The sequence below is a fragment of the Parapedobacter sp. SGR-10 genome, assembly GCF_011030405.1.
Classification (GTDB): domain Bacteria; phylum Bacteroidota; class Bacteroidia; order Sphingobacteriales; family Sphingobacteriaceae; genus Sphingobacterium.
The window spans coordinates 1-6,209 of sequence record NZ_JAAJTJ010000045.1 but is presented as its reverse complement, the minus strand read 5'-3'; the positions used below and the strand labels follow the sequence as shown (position 1 = coordinate 6,209).

7 protein-coding genes are annotated in these 6,209 nt (G+C 43.4%); 2 read left to right on the top strand and 5 right to left on the bottom strand.

Annotated features, from left to right (window positions below; all coding sequences use genetic code 11):
- Positions 1-6: 6 nt before the first annotated feature.
- From dnaJ to G5B00_RS17585, 5 genes are all read right to left on the bottom strand, one after another.
- Positions 7-1,155 (bottom strand): molecular chaperone DnaJ, encoded by a 1,149-nt coding sequence (gene dnaJ, locus G5B00_RS17605; protein ID WP_163878716.1) that lies wholly within the window; start codon positions 1,153-1,155, stop codon positions 7-9.
- An 11-nt stretch (positions 1,156-1,166) separates the two neighbouring features.
- Positions 1,167-1,703 (bottom strand): nucleotide exchange factor GrpE, encoded by a 537-nt coding sequence (locus tag G5B00_RS17600; RefSeq protein WP_163878713.1) that lies wholly within the window; start codon positions 1,701-1,703, stop codon positions 1,167-1,169.
- 421 nt (positions 1,704-2,124) lie between these two features.
- Entirely contained in the window at positions 2,125-2,805 is a 681-nt protein-coding gene (locus tag G5B00_RS17595) for a cell division ATP-binding protein FtsE (protein WP_163878710.1), read from the bottom strand.
- Between the two features lies 1 nt (position 2,806).
- Positions 2,807-3,010, bottom strand: coding sequence for a fructose-6-phosphate aldolase (locus tag G5B00_RS17590; protein WP_163878708.1), 204 nt, complete (start codon positions 3,008-3,010; stop codon positions 2,807-2,809).
- Positions 3,011-3,060: 50 nt separating this feature from the next.
- Positions 3,061-4,074, bottom strand: coding sequence for an acyl-CoA reductase (locus G5B00_RS17585; RefSeq protein ID WP_163878705.1), 1,014 nt, complete (start codon positions 4,072-4,074; stop codon positions 3,061-3,063).
- 170 nt (positions 4,075-4,244) lie between these two features.
- Between G5B00_RS17585 and G5B00_RS17580 the strand changes: the two genes are divergently transcribed.
- Both G5B00_RS17580 and G5B00_RS17575 read left to right on the top strand, forming a co-directional pair.
- Positions 4,245-4,595 carry a 4Fe-4S dicluster domain-containing protein gene (locus tag G5B00_RS17580; RefSeq protein WP_163878703.1) on the top strand — a complete coding sequence of 117 codons (351 nt, stop codon included), beginning with the start codon at positions 4,245-4,247 and terminating at the stop codon, positions 4,593-4,595.
- A gap of 133 nt (positions 4,596-4,728) precedes the next feature.
- Positions 4,729-6,177: a dicarboxylate/amino acid:cation symporter gene (locus G5B00_RS17575; RefSeq protein WP_163878700.1), complete on the top strand. Its 1,449-nt coding sequence runs from the start codon at positions 4,729-4,731 to the stop codon at positions 6,175-6,177.
- The last annotated feature ends 32 nt before the right edge of the window (positions 6,178-6,209 follow it).

Below are 6,209 nucleotides of genomic sequence, written 5' to 3'. Positions count from 1 at the left end.
GTCTGTCTATTCAAAATATTCTTTGATTCGCTCAAAGAATGATTTTTCGCTTTTTCCGGGTTGGGGCTTGAAATTGGCCGAACCTTTCAGCTTTTCGAGGATTTCCCTTTCTTCGGAAGATACGGCCTTGGGTGTCCATATATTGACATAGACCAATTGATCTCCTTTGTGGTACGAATTGACCTCTGGGATACCCTTGCCTTTCAGGCGTAGGATTTTGCCTCCTTGCGTGCCCGGTTCGATTTTTATCTTTGCTTTGCCATCAATGGTGGGTATCTCTACACTGGTGCCTAATGCGGCGTCTGCAAAGTTGATGTAGAGGTCATAGATCACATTGATACCGTCTCTTTTGAGGGTGTCGTGAGGGACTTCTTCTATCAAAATAATCAGGTCTCCCGGAATACCTCCACGGGCTGCGGCATTTCCCTTTCCACTCATGGACAGCTGCATGCCTTCGCTTACTCCGGCAGGGATATTAATGGATAGGGTTTCCTCCCCACGTACGAGACCTTCTCCTTTACAGGTGGTACATTTGGCTGTGACCTCTATACCTTCTCCATTACAGGCCGGACAGGTACTGGTCGTTTGCATTTGTCCCAAGATAGTGTTTGTGACCCGTCTTACAGAGCCGCTACCTCCACAGGTGGTACAGGTATGGTAGGATGATTTGTCCTTGGCACCCGTTCCGTCACAGGTCTGGCAGTGCACCAGTTTGTTGACTTTGACTTTTTTCTCTACCCCTTTGGCGATCTCCTCCAAGGTCAGTTTTACCTTGATGCGTAGATTAGAGCCTTTTTGTACACGTCGGCCTCCGCGGGAGCGACCGCCACCGCCAAAGAAACTTTCAAAAGGGTTGCCTCCACCGAAAATATCGCCAAACTGGCTGAATATGTCTTCCATATTCATACCTCCACCGCCAAATCCCGATGCTGAATTTCCGGCATGGCCGAAGCGGTCATAACGTGCCTTTTTTTCCGGATTGCTCAATATCTCGTAGGCTTCCGCGGCTTCCTTAAATAGTTCTTCTGCCTCTTTATCTCCGGGATTTTTGTCGGGGTGGTATTTGATGGCCAATTTGCGGTAAGCCGATTTGATTTCGGCAGCATCCGCTTGGCGCGAAATACCTAAAACATCGTAATAATCTCTTTTTGACATTTTTCTACAGCTTATTGGCCTATCACTACTTTAGCAAAACGGATGACCTTGTCGTGCAATAGGTATCCTTTTTCCACTACATCGATTACTTTGTTTTTCAAATCTTCGGAAGGTGCGGGGACACTGGTGATGGCTTCCTGATAGTCTGCATCAAAAGGCTGTCCCAACACATCCATTTCTTTCAGCCCTTCCTGTTCCAAGAGCTTTCTGAACTTGGAGCTGACGAGCTCGATCCCGACTCTCACGCTCTCGACATCCTGTGCCGTAGCTGTAGCAGCCAATGCTCGGTCAAAATCGTCCAGCACGGGCAATAGTTTGGAAATAATACTCTGGCCCGCTGTCTGGATCAGCTCTACACGTTCTTTGGAAGTTCTTTTCTTGTAATTGTCAAATTCAGCAACCAATCTTGTGTATTTGTCGTTCGACTCTGCTAATTGGCACTGTAAAACTTCTTCTGCCGATACTTCCGTCGCATTGACCTGTTCTTCTTGTTCTAAATTCTCTTGCTGTTCCAAGTTTTCCTCTTTTATGTTGTCTTGTTCGTTCATTTTCGCCTTGTATATTTTAGTGCTTTGTCTCTTTCCTTTGAGGCGGCAGGCATTATTCTTTTTTTGTATCCTGAGAATCGTATTGGCGTCAAGTTTAGCGTTTTTTATCAGCCCCACATCCCCGCACTCGACCCTAATAGAGATAGTTTGTCATCCTGACAGCTTGTCCCGAAAGCATTCGGGAATAGGAAGGATCTAAAGACTATATAATTAATAGATGCTTCGACAAGCTCAGCATGACAAGAAAGAACGGTTATATCCTTAATTTAACGCATGTGCGAGAATCAAGATCTGCTCGTGCCTCTAATATTCGATAATTCGCTTCTTCAACAATTTTGCCATAATAAAATATCCGACAGCTTGTCAGTATTTTCTTGCTGAATACATCCAAAATGTCGGATTATTAAGGAAATTGTCAGTTCTAGATGCTGACATTGTCATGCAATGCTCCATCCGCGGTCTTGATAATGCGGGCAGGCATATTGCGTATGATCTGATAGTCATGGGTAGCCATCAATATGGCCGTTCCCGAAGCTGCTATATCCCGTAGCAAAAGCACAATTTCTTCTGAAGTCGCTGGATCCAGGTTGCCGGTAGGCTCATCTGCCAGGATGATTTCGGGATCATTGAGCAATGCCCTGGCAATGACGACCCTTTGCTGTTCACCGCCCGAAAGCTCATGAGGCATTTTGGTTAATTTGGAACGAAGTCCCACTTTTTCCAAAACATCCAGGATACGGTTTTCTATCAACCCTTTGTCGGTCCATCCTGTGGCTTTTAAAGCAAATTCCAGGTTTTTCTGTACCGTACGATCGTTCAGAAGGTGGAAGTCCTGAAAGACGATGCCCAGTTTGCGACGTAGGAAAGGTACTTCATTCTCACGTAATTTTTTAAGATCAAAACCTGCTACCAGTCCTTCGCCATCGGCTATATACAGGTCGCCGTAAATAATCTTCAGAAGACTACTCTTTCCGCTTCCCGATTGGCCGATGAGGTATAAAAATTCTCCTTTGGCGATGTCTAGGTTTACATGTGATAGTACCAAGTGCTTTTGTTGGTATATGTCTACGTTTTTGAGTCGTATAACTATGTTTTCTGCCATTTTAAATCTCGATTTTCTTGATTTGACCAAAAGGAAGCTCTTTGACAATCTGCATGATGTACTCGGCCTTGTCGGCCAATCCGATTTTGTCCAGAGATTTGTCCGGTCTGTCCACCCTAAAGTATGCCAATAAGGTAAATGCGTCATCACGCAATTGTACGTAGTCGGGGATTTTGGCGACGCCTTTTACTTTGATGACATACATACGGCAAAGTTAGTATATTTTATGGATTCGCTAGTTGCAAATACAATTATTTAACGATTATTATATAAAAAACGGAGGATATCCACACCATCGGCATAGTCGTCCAATGCGGGGCACTGGCTTTGCCCAAATGGGAAACATGGAACCTCTATAGGTGGTTTGTCAGTGCTGACTACGCATTGTATATTATCTTTTTCGATATTGATCTTGGAGATGGCCTCGTCCATATCGTTGTATTCTTCGTAATGTACGACCGCAAGAGGAGAGGAGAGGGCAGTATCTTCTTTCAACAAGAGAAAACCGTTGTCGTAATGCTTGTTACGGTTGATCAGGTAAATGGATTTGTTGTAGTCGTAATTGTTGTTGTATTTGAAATGATCCTTTAGGGTCTTGTGGTCTTCTATAGCTTGGAAGAATGGAACAAAATCATACCCTTTTGGTACAAACAACTTGGATACGGATCTACAACCTAAACCGAAGTAGTCAAAAATGTCATTCCCCAAAAGGGAAAGTTCGTCGGACGTTTCCTGTCCGGTCAGTACGGCCAGAGAGTTCCGGTTCTTTCGGATGATATGTGGTTTTTGTCCAAAGTAATACGCAAAGTAGCGTGCCGAATTGTTTGATCCGGTAGCGATGACCAAATCGTAATCGGTCAGTTTTTCGACGATATGGATATGTTCGCCGAATCGGGGCTCGATACCGATAAGTTTTTCCAGTATATAAGCTGTCAGCCCAGCATCTTCGGAAGAAGTTTTGATTTTGGCTGTAAAGCCCAATATCAGGGTGCAGAGTATATCGTGAAAGCCAACCAAAGGGAGATTACCGGCTAGAATCAATCCCACGGATTTGTCTGTATTGAAATCGGGATAGGGGAGCAGCCAATGGGACAGCTTTTTTTCTTCCAAATTCGTGGCTATGGCGTCCAACTGCTTTAAGATGTTGGGCAGGGTGTACCATGGATTTTTGAAGGGAATGGCGGAGAGGGATGCCTGTGTATAGTCGTCAGGGTTCTGGAGTGCTGATCCGAGTTTTGCGAATGCTTTTATACGTTGTTCTTTTGTCAAAATATACAATTTAGAATTATTCTGATGATTATTTGCTTTATCTTTGCAATGTCAAATTAGAGAAATCTACTAGTTTTGTATACTTTTTTTATGAAAGTAAAAAATCAATCTCTACCTTTGACGTACAAAAATAGTTATTTATTATATTATATATCATTGAGAGGTTATAGATGGCAATAAAAATTACAGATGAATGCATTAACTGTGGCGCTTGCGAACCTGAATGCCCCAATAATGCGATATACGATGCAGGTGTGCCGTGGAGATTTTCGGATGGAACGGCTTTGGATGGCGTGATTGATTTTGGAGATGGTGTGACGATCGATGCTGCAGCTCCTCAAGAAGCCATTTCGGATGAAGTGTATTATATTGTATCAGACAAATGTACGGAATGTGTCGGTTTTCACGATGAACCGCAGTGTGCGGCTGTATGTCCGGTAGACTGCTGTGTAGAGGACGAAGATGTGGTAGAGACCGAAGAAGAATTGTTGGCCAAAAAGGCCTGGCTGCATGCCGAGTAACAATCGTGTTAGAATCCTTAAAAAAGCCCAAATCAATTGGGCTTTTTTTATTATGTCTGGATTTTGTGTTTGGATTACAATCAATTTTTCTATTTTTGTCTCACTCTATTATAAAACAAAAAAATAAATCTAAATGTCTAAAAAGAACATTAGTCTCGTTACCCTTATTACTATTACATTAGCCGGTATCATTACGTTATTTTATGAATTTGATATTTTAGGGGTATCTCCTTCAGTCATGATGGGAGTTCGTTGGATTACAGCGATTGTTTTGACGCTAAATGCGGTTGTACGGAAAAACTTAACAACCTGGATATTGACCTGTTTGGTCCTTGGTGTTTTTGTAGGGTTGGATTTTCCTGATTTGGCGGTAGCTATGCATCCGCTCAGCCAAGGGTTTATCAAATTGGTAAAAACCATTGTGGGGCCGATCTTGTTTGCAACATTGGTCTTTGGTATTGCAGGGCATTCGGATCTCAAATCCGTAGGTCGAATGGCATGGAAATCCATGTTATATTTTGTTAGTGCCACCACTTGTGCCATTTTTATCGGATTGATCGTCATTAATATCACCAAAGCAGGAGTGGGGGTAGATATCGAGCACATGCCGCACGAAGAATTGCCGCAAACCTCGGCGATCAGTACAGCGGATGAAAAAGCCTTGGCACATATATCTGAAGATGTACATTGGGTATATAAATTTAATGCTTTTGTACGCGATACATTCCCTGAAAACATTGTCAAATCAGTTTACGAAAACAAGGTCTTGCAGATTGTTATCTTTGGGGTAATTTTTGGTATTGGGTTGGCTATGGTCAACGAGAAGAAGCGGAAGCCGTTGGTAGACTTTACGGAAAGCCTGTCGGAAGCCATGTTCAAGTTTACGAATCTGGTCATGCTCTTTGCACCTATAGGAGTAGGAGCGGCGATGGCGTATACCGTGGGACATCTGGGGGTAGACATCCTCAAAAATCTATTCATGTTATTGATGAGTTTGTATATAGCTTTGATCGCATTTATGTCGTTGGTGCTGCTGCCGATCGCATTGTACTTGAAAATTCCTGTCAAGAAATTTATCAGTGCTGTCAAAGAGCCTGTCTCGATTGCTTTCGCCACGACCAGTTCGGACGCTGCTTTACCAAAGGCTATGGAAAATATGGAAAAATTTGGAGTGCCTCGAAAGATCGTTTCCTTTGTCATCCCTACGGGATATAGTTTCAATCTGGATGGTACATCCTTATACCTTTCGTTGGCTTCCATTTTTGTGGCGCAAGCAGCGGGGATCGATTTGAGCGTAGGACAGCAGTTGATGATTGCCTTTACCTTGATGATCACCTCCAAAGGTGTAGCAGCTGTTCCGCGTGCATCTTTGATCGTCTTGATCGCGACGGCAGATCAGTTTGGCCTTCCTACATTCATTATCGCCGCTATCTTGGGTATAGACGAGTTGATGGATATGGCCCGTACATCGGTCAATGTGATTGGTAACTGTTTGGCTACAGTGGTTGTCGCTAAGTGGGAAGGGGAGTTTGATGAAAGTGCACCCTTCTCTAACGCTTTTGAAGAAGAAGTGACCAATTAATAATAAGGTCGTTTATTACACCGTTTGCGAAA

Coding starts and splice junctions, on each gene's coding strand:
- G5B00_RS17575 (WP_163878700.1), top strand. CDS start 4,729: ATGTCTAAAAAGAACATTAGTCTCGTTACCCTTATTACTATTACATTA.
- dnaJ (WP_163878716.1), bottom strand. CDS start 1,155: ATGTCAAAAAGAGATTATTACGATGTTTTAGGTATTTCGCGCCAAGCG.
- G5B00_RS17595 (WP_163878710.1), bottom strand. CDS start 2,805: ATGGCAGAAAACATAGTTATACGACTCAAAAACGTAGACATATACCAA.
- G5B00_RS17590 (WP_163878708.1), bottom strand. CDS start 3,010: ATGTATGTCATCAAAGTAAAAGGCGTCGCCAAAATCCCCGACTACGTA.
- G5B00_RS17600 (WP_163878713.1), bottom strand. CDS start 1,703: ATGAACGAACAAGACAACATAAAAGAGGAAAACTTGGAACAGCAAGAG.
- G5B00_RS17580 (WP_163878703.1), top strand. CDS start 4,245: ATGGCAATAAAAATTACAGATGAATGCATTAACTGTGGCGCTTGCGAA.